This window comes from Haemophilus sp. 27098_8_127, assembly GCF_041433495.1.
Classification (GTDB): Bacteria; Pseudomonadota; Gammaproteobacteria; order Enterobacterales; family Pasteurellaceae; genus Haemophilus_D.
On record NZ_JAPWBP010000009.1, the window covers coordinates 1 to 21,262 of the forward strand.

The 21,262-nt window shown below is 40.7% G+C and carries 18 protein-coding genes; 5 read left to right on the forward strand and 13 right to left on the reverse strand.

Annotated elements, in window-relative coordinates:
- A partial coding sequence (locus tag O3746_RS09115) for a hemagglutinin repeat-containing protein (protein ID WP_371448754.1) occupies positions 1–2,802 on the forward strand: 2,802 nt, incomplete at its 5' end.
- 15 nt (positions 2,803–2,817) lie between these two features.
- Positions 2,818–3,762 (forward strand): Imm49 family immunity protein, encoded by a 945-nt coding sequence (locus O3746_RS09120; protein ID WP_371448756.1) that lies wholly within the window; start codon positions 2,818–2,820, stop codon positions 3,760–3,762.
- A 90-nt stretch (positions 3,763–3,852) separates the two neighbouring features.
- Here the strand turns inward: O3746_RS09120 and purT are convergent, their stop codons facing one another.
- The 4 genes from purT to O3746_RS09140 all read right to left on the reverse strand — a co-directional run bounded on the left by purT (position 3,853) and on the right by O3746_RS09140 (position 6,882).
- Positions 3,853–5,034 (reverse strand): formate-dependent phosphoribosylglycinamide formyltransferase, encoded by a 1,182-nt coding sequence (gene purT / locus O3746_RS09125; RefSeq protein ID WP_371448759.1) that lies wholly within the window; start codon positions 5,032–5,034, stop codon positions 3,853–3,855.
- Between the two features lie 9 nt (positions 5,035–5,043).
- Positions 5,044–5,547, reverse strand: coding sequence for an S-ribosylhomocysteine lyase (gene luxS / locus O3746_RS09130; RefSeq protein WP_371448761.1), 504 nt, complete (start codon positions 5,545–5,547; stop codon positions 5,044–5,046).
- Positions 5,548–5,803: 256 nt separating this feature from the next.
- Entirely contained in the window at positions 5,804–6,283 is a 480-nt protein-coding gene (locus O3746_RS09135) for a YqaA family protein (protein WP_371448763.1), read from the reverse strand.
- The gene (locus O3746_RS09140) at positions 6,283–6,882 is read right to left on the reverse strand and encodes a beta-phosphoglucomutase family hydrolase (RefSeq protein WP_049375172.1); all 600 of its coding nucleotides are present in this window, start codon (positions 6,880–6,882) and stop codon (positions 6,283–6,285) included. Before O3746_RS09140 ends, O3746_RS09135 begins: the two co-directional genes overlap by 1 nt.
- Positions 6,883–6,993: 111 nt before the next feature.
- On the opposite strand from O3746_RS09140, the gene O3746_RS09145 reads away from it, so the two are divergent.
- Complete coding sequence (locus O3746_RS09145) at positions 6,994–7,359, forward strand: hypothetical protein (protein WP_371448765.1); 366 nt, start codon at positions 6,994–6,996, stop codon at positions 7,357–7,359.
- 22 nt (positions 7,360–7,381) lie between these two features.
- Here the strand turns inward: O3746_RS09145 and ppx are convergent, their stop codons facing one another.
- The 7 genes from ppx to O3746_RS09180 all read right to left on the reverse strand — a co-directional run bounded on the left by ppx (position 7,382) and on the right by O3746_RS09180 (position 17,158).
- A complete protein-coding gene (gene ppx / locus O3746_RS09150) occupies positions 7,382–8,926 on the reverse strand; it encodes an exopolyphosphatase (protein WP_371448767.1) in 1,545 nt (514 codons plus the stop codon).
- An 8-nt stretch (positions 8,927–8,934) separates the two neighbouring features.
- Complete coding sequence (locus O3746_RS09155) at positions 8,935–12,834, reverse strand: translocation/assembly module TamB domain-containing protein (RefSeq protein WP_371448770.1); 3,900 nt, start codon at positions 12,832–12,834, stop codon at positions 8,935–8,937.
- Positions 12,835–12,837: 3 nt separating this feature from the next.
- On the reverse strand, positions 12,838–14,574 hold the full coding sequence (locus O3746_RS09160; protein ID WP_371448772.1) for an autotransporter assembly complex family protein: 1,737 nt from the start codon (positions 14,572–14,574) through the stop codon (positions 12,838–12,840).
- 188 nt (positions 14,575–14,762) lie between these two features.
- The gene (dtd, locus tag O3746_RS09165; RefSeq protein ID WP_070775129.1) at positions 14,763–15,197 is read right to left on the reverse strand and encodes a D-aminoacyl-tRNA deacylase; all 435 of its coding nucleotides are present in this window, start codon (positions 15,195–15,197) and stop codon (positions 14,763–14,765) included.
- Positions 15,194–16,018 (reverse strand): virulence factor BrkB family protein, encoded by an 825-nt coding sequence (locus tag O3746_RS09170; protein WP_070589924.1) that lies wholly within the window; start codon positions 16,016–16,018, stop codon positions 15,194–15,196. Before O3746_RS09170 ends, dtd begins: the two co-directional genes overlap by 4 nt.
- Positions 16,018–16,491 (reverse strand): YchJ family protein, encoded by a 474-nt coding sequence (locus O3746_RS09175; protein WP_070775128.1) that lies wholly within the window; start codon positions 16,489–16,491, stop codon positions 16,018–16,020. Before O3746_RS09175 ends, O3746_RS09170 begins: the two co-directional genes overlap by 1 nt.
- A gap of 1 nt (position 16,492) precedes the next feature.
- Entirely contained in the window at positions 16,493–17,158 is a 666-nt protein-coding gene (locus tag O3746_RS09180; protein WP_070775127.1) for an MOSC domain-containing protein, read from the reverse strand.
- A 122-nt stretch (positions 17,159–17,280) separates the two neighbouring features.
- Here O3746_RS09180 and O3746_RS09185 point away from each other — a divergent pair, with 122 nt between their 5' ends.
- Positions 17,281–18,780, forward strand: coding sequence for a helicase HerA-like C-terminal domain-containing protein (locus O3746_RS09185; protein WP_371448776.1), 1,500 nt, complete (start codon positions 17,281–17,283; stop codon positions 18,778–18,780).
- A gap of 49 nt (positions 18,781–18,829) precedes the next feature.
- The gene (gene udp, locus O3746_RS09190; RefSeq protein ID WP_371448778.1) at positions 18,830–19,588 is read left to right on the forward strand and encodes a uridine phosphorylase; all 759 of its coding nucleotides are present in this window, start codon (positions 18,830–18,832) and stop codon (positions 19,586–19,588) included.
- 46 nt (positions 19,589–19,634) lie between these two features.
- Here udp and O3746_RS09195 read toward each other — a convergent pair whose 3' ends face one another.
- Together O3746_RS09195 and cysE are read right to left on the reverse strand one after the other, a co-directional pair.
- Positions 19,635–20,450, reverse strand: a complete 816-nt coding sequence (locus tag O3746_RS09195; protein ID WP_371448781.1) for a shikimate 5-dehydrogenase — start codon at positions 20,448–20,450, stop codon at positions 19,635–19,637.
- A gap of 9 nt (positions 20,451–20,459) precedes the next feature.
- Positions 20,460–21,257, reverse strand: coding sequence for a serine O-acetyltransferase (gene cysE / locus O3746_RS09200; protein ID WP_302481747.1), 798 nt, complete (start codon positions 21,255–21,257; stop codon positions 20,460–20,462).
- Between the last annotated feature and the right edge of the window lie 5 nt (positions 21,258–21,262).

Consider the following 21,262-nt stretch of genomic DNA (forward strand, 5'->3'; position numbering starts at 1 on the left):
AATATTAATATTGAAGGCTCGGATATTTCTGGTAAAGAAGGCACGACTTTGATGGCAGATAATCAAGTAAACATCAAAGCAGTAGAACAAAACCATCAAGAACGAAGCACTAATAAATCGAGTGGTTTTAATGCAGGGGTAGCCATTAAAGTGAGTAATGGTGCGGCTGCTGGGGTTACTTTAGGCGGTAATTACGGAAAAGGCTATGGCAATGGTGATGAAACTACTTATGTTGCTAGCCATGTAGGTGATAGTCAAAGTAAAACCGTGATTAATGCAGGTGGTGATGTCACTCTTGCAGGCAGTCAAGTGAAGGGTAAACGTGTTGAATTGGATGCGGAAAACCTGAATATCGAGAGCTTGCAAGATAAATCTCGCTACCATGGTAAACAAATGAATGCAAGTGGTAGTGTGACAGTAGGCTATGGTTTTGCCGCAGGTGGTAGTTTCAATAAATCGAAAATCAATGCTGATCATGCAAGCGTGAATGAACAGGCAGGAATTTATGCCGGAGATGAAGGTTACGATATTAATGTTAATAAGCATACCGATCTTAAAGGTGCATTGATTACGTCTACCCAAAAGGCAGAAGCTGATGGTAAAAACCATTTTAGCACTGGTAGCATTACTCATTCAGATATTGAAAATCACTCAAATTATAGTGGCAGCAGTTTTGGTGTAAGTGGCAGTGTGTCAGCTAACTTTGAAACACCATTTGGCGAAAATGGTGCAGCTCAAAGTACAAAACAAGCCACGGATAAAGATGGTAATCTGCTTTATACCGATAAAAATGGCAACACAACTGTTAATTCTAAAGGAGTAGATGGACAAGAGAACACCAAGAAATTGGCTGAAGGCAAGGAGTCTCTCCAATTCTCTTATGGCATGGGCTATGGTAAAGATTCTGATAGTCAATCTAGCACAACAAAAAGTGGTATTAATACACAAAATATCATAATTAAAGATGAAGCAGAGCAATTAAAACGTACAGGCAAAACGGTACAAGAAGAAATTGCTGCGATAAAAACAGATATCACTACAGAGAGTGCACAAAGCCAAAGTGGCAAATTAGAGAACCGTTTTAATAAAGATGATGTTCAAAAAGAGCTCGATTTCCAACGTGAGGTGATAGAGAAATTTGGACCAAATGTCGTGGAAGCTGGAAGTTTGCTTGCTAATAAATTTGGTGAAGAAGCGAAAGCGAAGCGTAATGAAGCCGCAATTGCGTTAGAAGAAGCAGAAAAAGCCAAGGCAGAAAACAACAACGAAACTAACCGCGCTTTAGTAAAACAAGCACGAGATAATTTTGAGACAGCGAGTCGCGAAGCCAAAGAATGGGAAACGGGTGGAAGTCAACGTCTTATCATTGATTCAGCATTAAATGTTATTAGTACTGCTTTAGCCGGCAGACCGGCAGCGGAAGTGGTGGCTTCAGGATTATCGCCTGCGGTGAATAATCAAATTAAGAAAGCGACAACAGATGCAAAAGGTAATGTAAACACCGCTCTCAATTTGACTGCTCATGCACTTTGGGGCGCGGTAGAGGCTTATGCGGGCAATCGTAATGTTGCTGCGGGTGCGGCAGGTGCGGCAGGTGGTGAGGCTGCGGCTCATTTCCTCGCCTCGATACTTTATGATAAATCACCTGAAAAGCTCAGCGAAGAAGAAAAACGTACGGTATCTTCTTTAAGCCAAGTAGCAGCAGGTATTGCTGGTGGTAGTTTATCGGATAGCTCTGATGGGGCGATTATTGCGGCTAAGACGGCGAAAGATTCAGTGGAGAATAACAGCATGGCTGATAACGTTCATCCTAGTGATGAGCGTAAGCAAAACATTGAAATGTATGCCAAGGTTTTATTCAATGGAGATGAGGATAAAGCTAAAGAATATCAAGAAGGCCTAGAGATTGCAGAAGCTCAAGGGCAGATTGATAGTGTTAAGGAAACAGCGGATGCGGTTGTTAATTTAGATGATACCGTAGTGTCTTTATGGGAAGCAATCTCAAACCCAGGGAAGACCTATAATAATGTTGTGGTCTCGTTGAAAGATTGGGATGAGGCTTATGCGCTTGCCCTTCAAGAGAATCCAAAACTTGCGGGTGAAATGCAAGGTTACCGCCAAGGTAAAATGAAAGGCATTTCAACTGGAGGAGTGGTTCTAAGTGGTACGGGATTGGCGTTAGTTAAGCCAATGGGAGCACTGAAAAACGGTGTGGTTGATTTTACTAAAAATCAAGTAAATAGAGTAGTTAATCACACTGTTTTGAATCGAGTAATTAATGAAGTGGATAATATCGCTGTATCAACTGATAAAGGATTTATCAATGGCACTAAAGTTTGTGGAGCAAGTTGTGAAATAAAAGCGACTAGTAAAGCTGAGCAAGCTTTAATCGATGATATTGTCAAAAATGGTGATATTAAAGGTGGAAAAACAGAGTCGTTAATTCATGGTTTAGCAAAACGTTCAGGTTATGAACCATTACAAGGCGGAAAATATGGCTCAAATAATGGCTTTGATCATGTGTTAGTAGGCAAAGATGGTTCAGTAGTCATTATTGATAGTAAACAAATAAAAACTAATGGGGCAATTCAGGTGAGTTCTAAAGGGGCAGGGGATACTAATCAATTGTCTAGTAAATGGATAAATGTTGTTAGCGGAAAATTATCAAAAAATGATCCTGTGAGAATTGCGATAGAAAATGCAGAACTGCAAGAAAAGCCTATAAAAACTATTATAGCTGGAGTAGATAAATCAAATGGTAAAGTTGTGTTGTTGCCAGTAAAAGTTCCTAATAAACATTAATCGGAGAATATTAATATGGAAAAATATAATATCTTTTTAGGAAGTGATATTGCGAATACTTACGATGATGCAAAGAGATTTACTTTGGATAGGGTTGAAGAATATGTAGAATTTGACAATAAAAAATTGAAACTAGTATTGAGTCATATAGAAGAATTCAATGGAAATGTATTTTCATTGATATTTTGGCTGAAAGATTATCATGTAGCATTAGCCTCTAAGCATTTATTAGAAAATGATATTTCAGGATTTAAAGAAAATGCTTCTATTGCAGGTTTCTTAAGTATTTTATCTGAATATGATTTTCAATGGGCGTACAACGGAATTAATACAAATTTCTTTTTTATGAGTTTGCTTTCAGATAATCAAAAGTTAATTGATTATTTAATTAAACATCGTGATGAAATTGTGGATATTTCAGTCCCCTATAAACGTACTGATACCAGACCTTTTTTTAATGCGAACACTTTATTGGCGTTAAGTGGAGATTGGCAATTATTAAAAGAGCGCGCACTCACGTTCTTAAATGATGAGAAAAAAGCCCGTAGCGATTTAAAGCGTATTCCTGATCATGAATTTTATGTGGCGTTAGCAGATAAAAATATAAAAGGAATGCAAGAGGCTTTAGATAAATTACTCGAACTAAAGCTTGCTAAACGAGCAGCAAAAGACACACTTTTACATTTTGATTTTTACTTGCAACCACAAGTTTTAATGTATGCCAAAATCGCAGCAATCCACGGTTTTGATTTGGGTATTGATAGTCCTATAGCGCCAAAAGAATTGATTGATATAAATCCATTAGCAGAATATAAAATTCCTTATGATTTTATGAAATCATTTGATTTTGATGCACCCCATCAAGTTTGGGTAAATTATATCAAACAAAGAATGGAAGAAGCGAAGCAAAAGAAAGTTGAAAATAAAAAAGGATTTTGGGCTTCGCTGTTTGGTAGATAAGTCGGGAATAAGCATTAAAGTGCGGTCAAAAACATAAGCAATTTTGACCGCACTTTTGTATTTTCAGAACTACTTATATTTAAGCCAATCTTATAATTTCACATCCAACTTAGTGTAAGCAAGCTCTACTTTTTCTAATGCTTTTTCTACGGAAATATCACGGGCGAGTAAGACACCTAAACGGCGATGGCCATTGACTTCGCCTTTGCCGAAAATGCGAATATTGGTGTGGGGTTCTGCCAACACTTCAGCGATATTGCCAAATTGCACGTTTTTCGATTGACCTTCCACCACAATGGCTTTGGAAGCCGATGGGCTAATTAAGGTGATTTCTGGAATCGGTAGGCCTAAAATCGCACGGGCGTGTAAGGCGAACTCAGATAATTCTTGAGAAATTAGTGTGACCATTCCGGTATCATGTGGGCGAGGGGAGACTTCATTGAAGATCACCTCATCACCACACACAAACATTTCCACACCGAAAATACCACGACCACCTAATGCAGTGGTAATTTTCTCGGCAACATCTTGGGCTTTTTTCAACGCTACATCAGACATGGCTTGTGGCTGCCAAGATTCACGATAGTCGCCATCTTCTTGACGATGACCAATTGGCGCTAAGAAGCTGGTGCCATTAATGTGGCGAACGGTGAGCAAGGTGATTTCATAATCGAATTTAACAAACCCTTCTACAATCACGCGTCCCGCACCTGCTCGACCACCTTGTTGAGCGTAATCCCACGCTTTTTGTAAGTCGTCTTTGGATTTTAAAATACTTTGACCGTGGCCAGAAGAGGACATAATCGGTTTCACTACGCAAGGAATACCGATTTTTTCAACCGCACTTTGGAAGTCAGCAAAGTTATCGACAAATTGATAAGGTGAGGTTGGTAGGCCAAGCTCTTCAGCAGCTAAACGGCGAATACCTTCGCGATTCATCGTAAGCTTGGTGGCTTTGGCGGTAGGAACAACATTAAAACCCGCTTGTTCTAATTCAATCAGCGTATCAGTCGCGATGGCTTCTACTTCCGGCACGATGTAATCTGGGCGCTCTTTTTCCACTAAGGCTTTGAGTGCTGCACCATCTAGCATGGAAATCGTATAAGCACGATGTGCCACTTGTTGTGCTGGGGCGTTTTCATAACGATCGACGGCAATTACTTCCACGCCTAAACGTTGTAATTCAATCACCACCTCTTTGCCCAGTTCACCAGAGCCAAGCATCATCACTTTGATAGCGTTCGGGGTTAATGCTGTACCTAGGGTTGTCATGTTGTGTCCTTATTTTAAGAAAGATTCATCAAGCGCTAAATCGTCATTTTTATTAATCCCCACACCGCGAGCAATCACATTTTTAGCAATATCATGTGCTTCTTCTAAAGAATGCTCGGTGTAAGTCCCACATTGGTATTCGTTCAATTCTGGAATTTGGTTTTGATCTTGCACGGTTAAAATATCTTTCATGGAAGCTAACCATGCATCAGCCACATGCTGCTCGTTTGGTGTACCAATTAATGACATGTAAAAACCTGTACGGCAACCCATTGGGGAAATATCGATGATTTCTACATTGTCATTGTTTAAATGGTCGCGCATGAAGCCTGCAAATAAATGCTCAAGGGTGTGAATCCCTTTTGGTGGGAGAATTTCTTTGTTTGGAATGCAAAAACGAAGATCAAAAACAGTGATGTCATCGCCCTTTGGGGTGCGCATCGTTTTGGCTACACGCACGGCAGGTGCGTTCATACGGGTGTGATCCACTTTAAAACTGTCGAGTAATGGCATATTTATTTCCTTGAAAATCAGTGATTTGTAAATTGATTGCAAGTTTTTGTAAATTTTTTTACATTTTTTTACAATTTCTTTGAACTTTTCTTTTTAGTGTCGGTCTTATAGAACAAGCAACTTGCAGTTGTTTTAATAAAATTGGTTCCTTAGGTTATTTGCCCCTTATTCGATAAGGGGCGTTTTTTTATCTGTTGAATATTAATTCGTCTTTATTCTAGCCCACAACCACATTATGCACAAAGGCTATTCATGGTTATGACAGGAAAGGTAAACTGAAAAAGAGCAAGGCAATATAACGCAGTCCTTTTCCAATCGTCATAAAAATCAAACAACTTAGCCAATTCAATCGAAGCCAACCGGCTACCGCACAAAACACATCCCCGATAATAGGCAACCAGCTCAATAATAGAGTGATGGCGCCATAGCGTTGTATTTTGTTTATTGCCCATAAAGTGCGGTCATTTTTGCTGTCAATTTTCGGAAACCATCGCCCAATCCAATAAGTGGTGAGACTACCGAGCGTATTACCTGAGGTTGCCAGAAAAACAAGCCAGAAAATATCCGCACTTAATAAAGACCCGACCAATACTTTTGGCGCAGCCAGGGAGACAAACACAATTTCTGAATTGCCCGGCAAGATGGTGGCACTTAAGAAAGCGCTGAAAAACATTAGCCACAAGCCATGGGTTTGCCAGAAATCAGCCCAAAAGCTGAAAGAGAAAATGTCCCACATTAGGTTCTAATAATCTCGTGCGTTCTGACATCAAACACATCCATCCCTGCATTTAATCCCGCTTTTACGCCGAGATCGGCATCTTCAAACACGATACAACGAGATGGTTCGGCTTTTGCCAGTTCTGCACAGCGTAAAAAGGTTTCAGGATGCGGTTTATGTTCTTTTACATCATCAGCGCTGACAATAGCGTTAAAGTAATGTTTGATGTCTAATTTTTGCATCAACATATCAATAATTTGGCGGTTCGAACCTGAACCGAGCGCAATAGGTTTTTGTTGATAGTAATGACGCACCACTTCAAAGGTTGGGAGTAATTTTGATTCTGTTGGAATCAATTCATAAGAAAGTTTGCGTTTTGCTTGTATCACTTCATTTAAACGTTCTTGTGGCATACCGGCATCTTGCATAATGGCTGAGGCGATAGTGCTCACGGTTGCGCCACCTAAATCATACATAATTTGGCTGTTAAAACGATAACCAAATTGTTCTCCCACCATGTTCCACGCGCGGGCGTGTACTGGCATGGTGTCGATTAAGGTGCCATCCATATCAAAAATCAGGCCATCATATTTTTCAAAAAGTCTGTTATCTATCATTTATTGCTTTCCTAGTTAGTAAATTTTTTCACTTTGTTTCAATTTTGTGATCTGTGCACTGGTAATTTTGTGAAATAGCGGTAAAGTTATCCTATCTTAAAAAGGAATGTTATGTCGTTACTCAAACAATTAACCCGTTGGAAAATTCGCGGTCAGATTGATCAGGACGTTATTGATATTATTCTGACCTTGCAAAGTCGCCTAGAGCATCATTGGCGCATTGATGTGTCTATTCCGACAGTCATCACACTCTTATTGCATATTGCCAACAGCCTTGCCCGTTTAAAAAGAGGCGGTTGCGTTTCTCCGCTTCATCAAGCCTTTTATGATGAAATGCAAAGTGCGGCCATTTTCCCTGATGTTTTGGAAATTCACCACGATTTGCTTTCTTTTATTCCGCAAGATATTCCAGAAGCCGAGCAGAGCTATTATCTCGCCAATATTTATAGCTTGCTGTTGGAGCAAGATAAAAAATAAGGGCACGAAAGCCCCTATTTTATCAGTTAAAAATCAAACTGAGTTCTAAATCTTTGAGTAAATTGCTTTCTAAGCGCAAATCATTCCATACTAACGGATTATTATCCAAGTAATGTTTCTCAAAAGTCAGTTCCCAAGTTTGCAAAGAGCGGTCAACTCTGAGATTGATTTTATCGGTGCTATCTGTCGCCTGGCGAGATTTATTTAAAATCACTGCAATGCGTAAAAGAATAAGTAAAACAAGGACATCTTCATCCGCATAACGAGCAAAAATCGGTAAATCATTCTTTTTAAATGCACTCGTATGATAACGAACCAAATTCACCAATAAGCGTTGTTGCTCACGATCAAAACCCGGTAATTCCATATTTTGCAGAATGTAAGCAGAATGTTTTTGTACATTGCGATGATTGATCACAATGCCGACTTCCAATAAACGCGCTGCCCAAATCAACAGATTTTTCATTTCATCAGCAAGATGAGGTTTTTGCCAATGGGTGTATTGGTCAATTAAGGTTTTCGCACTATTTGCCACGCAATCGGCTTGCGCCAAATCTAAGTTAAATTGTTCGGCAAGTCCTAATGCAGTACGAGTACGGATGTCTGAAACCTGGAAGTTTTGTTCCAGGCTGTAAATCACCCCTTCACGCAAAGCACCGTCAGAATAGCGCATATTTTCTAAGCCAAAAACGTCAAAAACAGCACTTAAAATGGCTAAGCCTGGCACAAATACATCCACGCGATCAGGGTTTAGTCCTACGATATTAAGCTCTTCAAAATGAGAAGCTTGTAAGGTGCGTTCAATTAAATTTTGTAAGCGTTCAGCCGTGATGATGCCGTTCGGGTCAAGGGTTGCGGTAATCACTTGATAGACGGTTTTGATCGTGCCCGATGAACCGAGTACTGATTGCCAACCGAGCTTGCGATATTCCCAGCTTAAATCTTCAATTTTATTGACCGCACTTTGGCGAGCTTGCTCGAAGTTTTCTTTTGAAATTTCGCCATTCGGGAAGAATTTTTTGGCAAAGCTCACACAACCCATATGACGACTTTCTGCCACTAAGGGGGTGAAATCATCACCGATGATCATTTCGGTCGAGCCACCACCAATATCGATGACCAGTTTACGTCCGCTTTCAGGTTGAGTGTGGCAAACACCCGCATAAATGGTTTTGGCTTCTGTTTGACCGCTGATGATATTAATTGGATAAGGAAAGACAGCGGCAGCCTGACGTAAAAATTCGTCATTATTGACCGCTCTTCGTAAGGTATAAGTACCCACCACATTCACATCTTCTGGCGCAAAGCCTTGTAAGCGTTCAGCAAAAAGTGCAAGGCAATTTACACCGCGCTCAATGGCTTCTTGGCTTAATACATTGTGCTCGTCTAAGCCGTCGGCGAGCCTCACTTTTTGTTTTAAACGAGACAGCACCTGAATCGAGCCATTGATAATACGCGCCACAATCATGTGGAAGCTGTTTGAGCCTAAATCAATGGCGGCAATCTCCCGGGCCTCACCTCGGTGATGAGGTTCTGCGAGTTGAGTCAGTTGCTTGTCGTTATGCATGTCCTTTCCTAAAATTCAAATTGATACAATAAATCAAAAACTTGGTTTGTACTGGAAACCGATTGGAAATAAAGCTGTGGCATTAAGCGGTAACGCAAGGTCACTTCGGCTAAGCCATCAAACAATCCTACACCGTATTTCACTTGTAAGCGTTTACCAATGTTACCACTAACTTGTACTTTGGAGCTATCCCCAACACCGGCAGTGCCTAAGTTTAAATCTTGAATACCAAAGGCTTCGCCAATACCGCCGACCACTTTACCACTTTTCGCTAAACCTAAGCCAAGTAATGCCGCACCCACAGAACCACTAGAGCCTGCTTCACCGCTGTTTTCTAATGAGCGACCGGTTAATAAATAAGAAAGTGCCTGGTCTTGAGATTTGGCTGGATCAGAGAAAATCGTGACTTGTGGGCTAGACGCCATACCAATCACTTTTACCCCCGCGGTCACTTTACTGTCTTCCATAGCCTCAGGGTTACGAATCGCTTCAATATTCAACATCGGCTGTGAAGGTAAACCAGAGAAGCTGATTTGTCCTTTACGAATTAATAAATCCTGTCCAAAAGAGGCATAACGACCATTTTTTAGGTTAATTTGACCAAATAATCCTAGCTTACCTTTATCCTGTTTCACCGAAAGTAAACCATCCAAATTCGTTTTTAAACCATAGGCATCTAAATGCACATCATCACCGATTTTAATTTTTAAATCAGATTGAATTTGCATCCCAGATTTCGTTTCTGAAGCAAATTGGCGATTAATGAGTTCTTCTTTACTTTTTCTCGGGCCATTTAAAATGACTTCATCTTCACTCACTGGTTCAGCATTGTCCGGTAAGCTTTCAATAGCAATTCTTGCCCAAGGGATATCCACATTACCACTCAAATCTAAGAGTTTTGGCGAGGCTTTGACAACCACATTCGGGCTGACTTTTAATTTCGCCATGGATGGAATATCGACTTTGAAATTATCTGCTTGCGCTCTGACTTCTGCCGTCCAGTTATTCATGTTAGCCCAGTTAGCTTGTCCGTTTATGTTGAGTTTGCTATCTGGTGTTTGAACATGGCCATTTAAGGTTGAAGATGTACCATTAAAGCGGATTGCCACTTGACCATCAGTTACATCAAAAGGCAGGCTTTTCAGTTTTGTTTTCACATTGCGGATATCAAAATTACCGTTTAATAATGGTTTTTCTAAATTACCACCGAAACTTAAGCGTGAGACCACTTCACCATCTATGCTTTCACCGCTAGAGAAAAGTTGATTGGCTAAGGATAAGCGTAAACCTTCAATGGTAAAGGTACCGCCTAATTGACGACCTTTACTTAAATCATGAATTTTTAAGTCTGTGCCGATTCGACCTTGATTTTGAACGTTAATGTCAGATTTCAAGGTTAAATTGTTATTTTGAATATCGGCATTCACACTTAATTTAGGAATATCCAGCTTAAAGGTGCGGTAGTCTAATTTTTGTGCCACACCAATGTTATTACCTTCTACTGCTACATTTAGTTGTAACGGTTTATCACTGAACCATGCCACTTTTCCTCGGCTTTGTAATTGGCCTTTGAGCGTGTTTTGACCCATCAATCTATTCACTAAATCTAAATTAATGCGTTTAAGCTCAAAAGGAACTTCGCCGTTTTTCCCTGCCGTAAATTGTTGTGGAAAACACAAATCTAAATCTTGGTTAACCCAGCAGTGTGACCCAATGGTGGCTTGGATTTTTTTATTGTCATAAGTCACAGGAACGGTTTGATTAACTTTAAAATCACCGATGGGTGAGTTTAGGCTCACTTGGCTTAAATTACCCTTCCATTGCTGAGAAGTGCGGTCAAAATTGCCAGTGATTTGTAAATTAGCTGCAACAGGTTCACCTTTGGATTTTAAGTTGAGCGTATGATGTTTTTCATCACCCGATGCATTCAAATCAATATTATGCAATTTGATGCTATCGCCATAGCGGAAGTTTTCCGCTTTGACGGTAAGTTCACCTTTCACTTGCGGTTCACTCACAACATTACCTTTAATTAAGGCTTTGGATAAGTCTAATCCTTGGAAGTGCAAGCCTTGTGCCGTTAAATCGGTATTAATGCTTGGCGCAGTAAGCTTCCCTAAAATCTGTGCTTTACCAACGACTGAGCCCGCTAAATCTTGCCACAGACCACGTAAGCTTGGTGCGTTGATATCTAAATCTAGGTTTGATTTATCACCTAATGTACCTTTTGCTGCAATGCGGTTATCGCCATAGTTCAGCAATAGATCAGGAATGTTTAATAAGGTTTCATTACTTAAAAAGACACTACCTTTTAAGCTTAATGTGCGAGAGGAAAGACTACCGGTTAAATCCACGGTAGGCACATCCACTTTCCAATGATTGGAATCAGCGGAACCTTGTGAGCTCACTTTGCCTGATAATACGGCTGGCATGGCTGGCACATAAGGGCGAATGTTCATTTTGTTTAAATCAGCGGTCACATCCCATTGCGCGCCATCTTTCCAGTTTGATGAACCCGTTAAACGTGCCGTACCATCTAGGGCAGCAAGTTTTAATTCGTTGATGGTGACTTCGTAGAGTTTACCGTCTGCATTCAAATCAACATGGGTGTGAGGGATATGATCCATACCTTCCACGCCCCCAACAACCTCTGCGTGATAATTCAATAAATCGCCCGTGAGCTTAATATCAACATCATTAATTTTGAGTGGTGCAAGGCTATCTGCAAAAGCGTATTGACCTTTTTTCGCTTTTAACTGCAGATTTAATGGCATTTTATCTTCAGCCAGTTTCACATCACCGGTTAAGGTCGCATCAAGTACGCCTTGTGTGGTTAACGAAAGTGCAGTCGTTTTTTTCAATGAACCCGATAAATTGAGATCAACTTTGCTGGCAGGCAGAATGGTTTTGTCTTTTGATTTAAATGCTTGGAGATCCGATTTTAATGTGAGAGCCACCGGAAAATCTTCATTGAGCTGGAGTTGTCCTTGGCTAGAAAGTGTACCAAGAGAGCTGTCAATGTCGAGTTTTTGTAATTTCACTAAATGATCGGTGGCATCCGCTTGCAATTCCACTTTAGGCACAGTGATTTTTTGAGTTTCTTCGCCTTTTTCATTGAGCGATTGATATTGCCAGTTTGTACCCAAAATACTTGGAATGTGCATATCAAAAGGCAAGTTCACCGTATTTAAATTACCTAAAAAAGCGGGGGTGAGTGTTTGCTCAATTTGCGCCCAATCAACGGGTTTAGCAGGTTCTTTTTTCTCAGGCTGAGGGGGATTCGGTTGAGTTTGGGAGACCGTTGAGAAAAGTACATCTGAAAGCGTGGTGTGCTCAAGGGTAAGGCCTGATTCATTGTTTAAACTGACCGCACTTTGAAATGACGAAAAGGTAATATTGCTTTGATCGAGTTTCATATCAAAGTCAGTAATCGCCACATTTTTCACTTGTACAGAAACCGGTAAATGGATTTTTTCCATTGGACCACTTTCTATTTGTTTCTCTTCCGAAGGTGCCATAACACTGGTATCAATGGCAATTTTCGGCTGCGTTAAGCTGAGATCATCAACAATAATCTCACCTGAAAGTAAACGAGCTAAATTCAGTTGCAAGCGCGTTTTAGGAAGAGCTACATCTACGCCGGTTGTTTGAAAACGTAAATTTTCTAAGACTAAACCATCTTGTAAGCCACCGCTGACTTGCTCAATAGATAAGCTATCGAGCATTTTATCGGCGAGTTGAATAAGTGCACGTTGCCCACTATCAAAAGAAAGTGCTGTGACCAAGCCTAAAACAGGGACAAAAATGACCGCACTTCCGACACATAAAATTTTACGGCAGGTCTTTTTCTTTTTAACGGGTTGTGTCGTTTGGTTATCTGGTTGTTTTTCTTGTTCAGACATAGTCATACCCTAAATTTCAGCCCCTAAGCCAATGTAAAATTGAATGTTTTTGCTGTTATCTTTATCTCGAATTGGCGTTGCAATATCAAATTTGATAGCGCCAACTGGCGATGCCCAACGCACACCAAAACCTGCGCCGTAGCGTAACTCATTTGCTTTGTAAGCATCAGCGGCTAAACCTGTATCCGCAAATACAGCGCCCCACCAATTCGGATAAACTTGATATTGATATTCAAGGCTACCTGTTACTAAGCGAGAACCGCCGACTAATTTTCCATTTTTATTTTTCGGCGAAATTTTCTTATAACCATAACCTCGCACGCTACGATCACCCCCTGCAAAGAAACGTAATGCTGGTGGAATTTTACGAATATCTGCGGTATTTAAATAACCAATTTCTGCACGGGTAATAAAACGGTGATTTTCTGCATAAGTACGAATCCATGCGGTGGAAGCTTGAACTTTAAAGAAATTGGCTTCTGACATCCAAAGCTTATTCCCTAAATCGACCGTGATTTTTTGGGTATCTCCCCATGTCGGGAATTGTCCACCTTTTAAACGAGTACGACTAAAACCACCAGTAGGGTACACGAGAAGGGTTTTATCAGTGAAATCTGCTTGTGTGAAGCTGTCGTAACGGACACGAAGACCCGCAAAATATTGCCAACCTTCTTTATTATTCCAATAACGTAATGCTGCAAAAGTGAGCGCTTTGATGTCCGTGTCATTTTTATTTTCTTTTTCATAACCGGTTGAAAATTCATAATAATAATTTAATGGATTTTTCAACAATGGTATTTTATAAGTGGCTTCAAAGTTTTGCTTTGGTGCAGAGATGTAAAGATTTGTACGGAAACTATGGCCTCGGCTATTGATCCAAGGTTTTGTCCAACCAATTTGGACATGAGGGCCCGTATCGGTTGCAAAACCGACCCCAAGCTCCATTGAGTTTTTCTTACGTGGATAAAGTAACAGTTCGATATCCACTAATTTTTCTTCTTCGCGGACATGAGGCTGTAAAAGCACTGAGCTAAACCAGTTGGTAGAAGAAAAATCGTTAGTTAATTCAGATAAATCGCTGACTAAATAAGGATCGCCAGATTTAATGTTGAGCATATTTTGCAAATAGTCTTCGCGAATTTGGGAATGGTTGAATGTGATGTTGCCGTAATGATAACGCACGCCACTATCAAATAGCATACGCCACCATGCTTCATGAGTTTCAGGGCTGATTTCTAAGCGAGAAATTTGGAATTTTCCATCAAGATAACCGCGAGCAAGGGCAAGGTTTGAAATACTGGTTTTATAATCATCGTATTTTTGATGCTCAACTAACTCACCTTGTTTTGGCAAGTTTTTACGGAGTGCCGTGAAGTTTTCGTCTTCTGCCGCTTCGCCTGTAATTTCAACGTCTGTTCCTGCAATTTTACTTGGCTCACCCGGGGTGACATTCGCAATAAGTAAATCTCGTTGACCTTTACGTTTTTTCAATTCAAAGGTCACGGAAGAACCATAATAACCAAAGACTCGAAGGCCTTTATCGACAGCATCTGAAACTAATTGTTTATAACGATCTGAGCCGTCCATCTCACTTTTATCAATGAGTTTGACATTCATATCAGTATTGCGAATGGCACGTTCACCCTTGATCCCACGGATCTCAATATCCACGGTTTGTTCTGCAAGGGCTGAAAAACTCATCCATCCAAGCAAAAGAGCGGTTGTTTTTAACGAAATTTTTTTCATTTTATTACAAGCTAAACTTTAAGAAGATCCACATCAAACCGCCTTAGTTTACCTATAAAATAAGGGGATTACCAATGCAATTATGGATGGGATTTGAAATTGTTATATGCGTTTGAGCGTTAATACGACAATGCGATCAAAGAAAGAGTTTCCTTTGCTTTGAAAAAAATAGCGATTGTTCTCTTTATTCAGACATTTAACCAAAATGTAACCGGGCCATCATTGGTCAGCGTTACTTGCATATCTGCTGCAAATTTTCCGTTGGCAACAGTGACTTTTTCTGCACATTTTTGTGAAAAATACTCATACAATTCGTTAGCCAATGCTGGTGCGGCACCTTTTGAGAAACTTGGTCGTAAGCCTTTTTGCGTGTCTGCGGCTAGGGTGAATTGTGATACTACAAGCACTTCACCACCGATTTGTTGCACATTTAAATTCATTTTGTCATTTTCATCGCTGAAAATACGGTAATTTAAGACTTTCTCGGCAAGTTTATCCGCCTTGGATAGGTCATCTTCTTTTTCTACGCCTAATAAAACCAATAATCCCTTGCCGATTTGCCCCACAATTTGGCCTTCAACTTCTACTTTTGCTTGTGTCACACGCTGAATTAACGCAATCATTTTACTTCCTCTAAATTTGTTTGATTCGTTGACCGCACTTCTGCAAGCACTGCGGCTAATTGCGCACCCAATAACACTACTGTCCAGCTGATTTGAATCCACAATAACATGATTGGCAGCGTCGCCATGGCACCATAAATTAATTGATAAGATGGGAAGGTGGCGATGTACCAAGTAAAGGCTTGTTTTCCTAAGGTAAAGAAAATTGCCGCAATTAATGCGCCTGCTGCAGAGTGTTTGATGCTCACTTTCTTATTTGGCACGACCATATAAATGAGCGTGAAGATAAACCAAGTAGAAAGAAATGGCACAAAACTGAGGAGTTTTAAGCCAAAAGAGAGCGTTTCCGATTGCTCGAACATAGCTTTGACGTAGGAACTCGCCGCAATGCTAGTACCGATTAAAAGCGGACCGAGCGTTAAAATGAGCCAATAAATAGCAAATGACGTAAAAATTGGGCGATTACTGGTGTCTTTCCAAATGCCATTGAGTGTACGGTCAATGGAGTTAATCAGCATTAATGCCACTAAAATCAAACTCACAATCCCCACGGCGCTCATTTTCTTTGAATTATGGACGAATTCATCAATATATTGTCCTACAACATCACTCGCGGAAGGAGCGAAATTGGTGAAGATGAATTCTTTCAATGCACCGGTGACTTCGTTAAAAACGGGAAAGGCGGAGAAAATTGAAAACACCACCATAATTAATGGCACGATAGCGAGCATGGTGCTGTAAGTGAGTGAACCGGCGGCTTGCGTTAATTTATTTTCTTGAGAACGCTGCCAGAATAATGCGAGAAAAGACGTTAAGGTCATTAGAGCAAGCCTCCGCAACAATGTTTAAATTTCTTCCCAGAGCCACAAACACAAGGCTGTTTATTGCTTGGGAGCGGTACAGTGGGATCAACAAAATACCAATGGCCATCAATTTTTACAAAAAGAGAATATTCGTGATGCACTTGCGGCTGTTCTCCGCCTTGAAAATGTGCTTTAAATTCAACCGCACTTTGTGTTTTGGTTAAGGTTTCTGCTTTGACAATCTCTAAACCGAGCCATTGCGTTTCATTAGCCCAATCTTGCAGGGCTTTTTCATCTAATAAGGTTTGTTGGCTTGGCACAGTGGTTTGCACAATATAAGGAATATTTTTGAGCACAAACGCGGAATAGCGGGAACGCATAAGTTGTTCCGCTGTTTCTGGAAACAGATTACCTGAATGAAAACGTCCGCAACAATCTTCGTAAGAAAGCGAAGATTGGCACGGACAAAGTGCGGTCGTTTTAGCCGACATTTTAGCCCGCCTGCTGTAAATTACGTAATTGTGAGTTAACAGAACGTTTAAACGCTGGTGCTAATTCTTCAATGACTAAGGCTTCTTCTAATTCTGCGATACTTGAAGGAGCAGAAAGTAGCGTGTTTAAACGACGAATAGTCCATTCAGGATAAGGACGGTGTTGCAAGATGAGTTCATCGCCTTGATGAATTTCACCTTCTTCGATCACGCGAACATACCAACCTGTCCAGCCTGACTGACGAATTACCTCTCTTGTATTCTCATTCTTGGTATTATGAGATAAACGCTCGCAAGGTTTACGTGGTTGAGACACTTCTAAAAGCGTGGTGCCAATTTTGTAACGATCGCCTATGCAGACATTATCTTCATGTAAGCCGGATACCACAAAGTTTTCACCATAAATCGCGCTACCGTGAAAATCAAACTTTTCACCAAGTAGTGCGTTTAAAGCAGGGAAAGACACATCAGACATAAAAAACAAGGCTTTATCAACACCACCGTGATGGGCTTTTAAGCCTACATCGTTACCTTCTGCACCTAGCGTGTGCACTTTTACCATGGGTACCGGTTTTTTACGGATGGCACTTTCATATGAGCTGCCATCAGGGAATGTTAAGGTTTCGATCAATCCTGTTTTAATAATAAGAATTTTTGCGTTTGACATCTATTTTTCCTGCTTTGAGTTAGTTTTGAGAAATTATACCGTAAAATCACTTAAATTTTGACCGCACTTCGTTTTTTCCTTATTATTCGTTTAAATAAAACCAACAAAACAAAGGAATCTTTATGCAATATTCTCTCGCGCGTACCGAACAAGGTCAAACCCTTGGTATTACCGCAAAAATGGCAAACCGTCACGGTCTGATCGCCGGGGCGACAGGGACGGGTAAAACTGTCACACTACGTAAAATGGCAGAAGCATTCAGTGATGATGGCGTGCCGGTCTTTTTAGTGGATGTAAAAGGCGATTTGTCCGGTTTAGTCAAAGCGGGCACATTCAGTGGCAAAGTAGCGGAACGCATTGAGCAATTTGATTTAGGTGGCGAGAGTTATTTAAATGGCTATCCTGTGTCATTTTGGGATGTATTCGGTGAAACCGGTATTCCGCTTCGTACCACGATTTCTGAAATGGGACCATTATTACTTTCCCGTTTATTAAATTTAAACGCAACTCAAGAAGGCTTATTAAACCTCGTATTCCGTGTGGCAGATGACAAAGGCTTGTTACTCATCGACTTAAAAGATTTACGTGCCATGCTTAAATTTGTGGCAGAAAACGCCAAATTGTTCCAAGTAGAATACGGCAACGTATCAGCTGCGAGTGTGGGCGCGATTCAACGTGCCTTACTGACACTTGAAAATGAAGGAGCGACCAATCTTTTTGGTGAACCTGCATTAAATCTTGAAGATTGGTTACAAACCCGTGATGGTCGTGGTGTGATCAATGTTTTAAACTCTGAAAAATTAATTAATTCTCCAAGAATGTATAGTGCATTCTTGCTTTGGTTGATGTCTGAATTATTTGAGCAATTGCCGGAAGTAGGCGATCCAGATAAACCAAAATTTGTGATGTTCTTTGATGAAGCTCACTTACTCTTTGATGGCGCACCGAGTGTGTTGGTGGACAAAGTGGAACAAGTGGTTCGCTTGATTCGTTCTAAAGGTGTGGGGATTTATTTTGTAACCCAAAATCCATTAGATTTACCGGATACCGTGTTAGGGCAATTGGGTAACCGTGTCCAACATGCGTTACGTGCTTTTACGCCACGTGATCAAAAAGCAGTGAAATCTGCGGCGGAAACGTTCCGTTCAAATCCTGCTGTCAATGTGGTGGAAACCATTTCAACGTTAGGTGTGGGGCAAGCGTTAATTTCATTCTTAGATGAAAAAGGTATGCCAACACCAGTTGAAGTGGCTTATGTTTATCCGCCGAAAAGCCAACTTGCCCCGATTACTGAAGAAGAGCGAGCTGCTTGGGTGAAAGACGATGATCTTTATGCATTCTATAAAGATTACGTGGATAATGAATCCGCTTTCGAAGTGTTAAATGCGCAAGCAGATTTAGCAGCTGTACAACAAAAACAAGCCGAACAAGCGCAACAAGAGGAAGAAAACGGTTTATTTGGTAGCTTAAGCCGTATGATTTTTGGAACACAAAAACGTGGGGATAAACTTTCTCCGACAGAACAAATTGTGAATAGCGTGGCAAAATCAGTGGGTCGCAATATTCGTAATGAAGTGACCAAACAAATCATGCGTGGTATTTTAGGCGCATTGAAAAAATAATGAAAATTTGACCGCACTTTGCGGCAAGAATGATAAAAAGGAGATTGTTATGTCTGATGTATTTCACTTAAACCTGACTAAAGCACAACTGAAAGGTGCTACACTCGCTATCGTACCAGGGGATCCTGCACGTAGCGAACGTATTGCTAAAAAACTTGATAACCCTGAGTTTCTTGCAAGTACACGTGAGTTCACTTCTTGGTTAGGCTATTTAAATGATCAACCGGTGGTGGTGTGTTCAACTGGTATTGGTGGTCCTTCTACATCTATCTGTGTGGAAGAGCTGGCTCAGCTTGGCGTGCGTACATTCTTACGTATTGGTACAACAGGCGCAATTCAACCACACATTAATGTGGGTGATGTTCTTGTTACAACGGGTGCGGTTCGTCTTGATGGTGCAAGCCGTCATTTTGCCCCAATTGAATATCCCGCAGTGGCAAATTTTGAATGTACCACGGCACTTTTCAATGCAGCTAAAGAAAAAGGCATTGAGCCATTTGTAGGAATTACAGCGTCTTCAGATACCTTCTATCCAGGTCAAGAACGTTACGATACCTACAGTGGTAAAGTATATCGTGATTACCAAGGCTTGTTAAAACAATGGCAAGATCTCAATGTGATGAACTATGAGATGGAATCCGCGACGTTATTCACCATGTGTAACGCCCTTGGCTTACGAGCAGGTATGGTGGCAGGTGTGATTGTGAACCGTACGCAACAAGAAATTCCAAATGAAGCCACCATGAAAGATACAGAAGACAAAGCAGTATCAGTCGTAGTGGAAGCAGCAAGAAAATTGTTAGCGTAAAACTCAGATAAAAAGAACCGCACTTTTTAGAAGTGCGGTTTATTTTTTAACTGTTTTTTCGAGCAAAGGCAGCCGCTTCAGCGATTAATTGCTCATCAGGTCGAATGCCTGTGTAGAGCTCAAATTGTTCAACGGCTTGTAGCACAATCACTTCTGCACCAGAAATCGTTTGTTTACCTTGCAGTTGAGCAAATTGGATAAACGGTGTTTCAGCAGGAATCGCCACCACATCAAAAGCGGTTTGAACTTGTTGAATAAGATTTTCAGGAAAGGCGAGATCAAATTCTTCTTTTCCACCTTTCATCCCAATTGGCGTAACGTTGACTAAAATGTCTGCCGATTGATTATCCAAAGATGGGATATATTCATAGCCATAAAGTGCGGCTAAATTTTTACCTGTTTTTTCATTTCGAGCAAAAACTTTAAGATGCTCAAATCCACTGTTTTTGAAGGCTGCGACGACGGCTTTTGCCATGCCACCACTGCCTTGTACAATCACGCAACTCTTTTTATCTAATTGATATTCTTCGATAAGTTTAACAATGGCAATATAGTCGGTGTTGTAAGCACGAAGAAAACCTTGATCATTCACAATGGTATTCACAGACTGAATGGCTTGCGCAGAAGGTGAGATTTCATCTAAAAATGGCATGCAGCTTTCTTTAAAAGGCATCGAAACGGCACAACCTCGAATACCAAGTGCACGAATGCCTTTGACTGCACTTTCAATATCCGTAGTAGCAAAGGCTTTATAGATAAAATTAAGCCCGAGTTTTTGATACAGATAGTTATGGAATGTTGTGCCAAAATTGCCTGGTCTGCCAGAAAGGGACATGCAAAGTTGGGTGTCTTTGTTAATCATATCGATTCCTTAAATATTTAGATTTATATCATCATCGATAAAATATTGGTTCATTTCAAAGGCTGGTTTTGCCGCTTTGTCTTTGCCAACAATACGAGCAGGTACACCTGCTGCAGTGGCATATTCAGGCACAGCTTGAAGTACAACTGAGTTAGCCCCGATTTTGGCATATTTGCCCACTTCGATATTGCCGAGAATTTTTGCACCCGCTCCAATCATTACGCCTTCTCGTACTTTTGGATGGCGATCGCCGGATTCTTTACCTGTACCACCAAGGGTGACGCCTTGCAAGATAGACACATCATTTTCAATTACCGAAGTTTCGCCCACGACAATACCGGTAGCATGGTCAAACATAATGCCGTGCCCAATTTTGGCGGCAGGGTGAATATCCACATCGAAAGCCACTGAAATTTGATTTTGTAAATAAAGTGCGAGTGCTTTTCGGTTTTGGTTCCACAAATAATGGGTAATACGATAGCTTTGAATGGCGTGAAAACCTTTTAAATAAAGCAATGGTGTAGACCACAATTCCACAGCAGGATCGCGGTGGCGCACGGCTTTAATATCACAAGCGGCACAATCAATGATATTAGGCTCAGCTTGATAGGCTTCTTCAATAATTTCACGCAGCGAAATTGCGGGCATGATAGGGTTAGCCAGTTTATTCGCAAGCAAATAACTCAAGGCACTGCCAAGATTTTGATGTTTTAAAATAGTGGAATGGAAAAAGCTTGCGAGCATTGGTTCGCATTCTGCTAATTCTTTTGCTTCTTGGCGAATGTGTTGCCATACTTCTAACGTCATTTTTT